Genomic DNA, 359 nt, shown 5'->3' with positions numbered 1-359 from the left:
TAGTGCAAACCCGTTTCTGCATCGTAGTACTGGCCCTGATAGCGCAGCGGCTGGTGTACCGGCTCAGCATGGCGCGTCTGAGCATGCTCTACCCGCACCGTGTTGCCCCACGCCCGGTACTCTGCCCGCCACGCTACACTACCATCCGAACTGGTCAGCTCACGCGGCATGCCTGCAACGTCATTATGATACCAGTGTACCTGCGCTGCGTGCTCCGTTTCACCCTGCTGCAGACTGATCTGTGCCAGTGGTGCAAAGCTCTCGTCTTCATAAATCCAGATATGCTGGCGCGAGCCACGCACTTCGCTCAGCAGACGGTTGCCGTCCCAGATAAAGCACGTCACGCCAAAGGCGTCACG

1 protein-coding gene is annotated in these 359 nt (G+C 59.3%); it reads right to left on the bottom strand.

Translation table 11 applies throughout. The features are described 5' to 3' along the window. Positions 1 to 359 (bottom strand): RHS domain-containing protein (locus tag HA48_RS21995; protein WP_208613175.1); only part of this gene is annotated, 359 nt, incomplete at both ends.

Origin of the sequence: Pantoea wallisii (assembly GCF_002095485.1) — a bacterium.
GTDB classification, from domain to species: Bacteria; Pseudomonadota; Gammaproteobacteria; order Enterobacterales; family Enterobacteriaceae; genus Pantoea; species Pantoea wallisii.
This window is presented reverse-complemented; position numbering and strand designations above follow the sequence as displayed.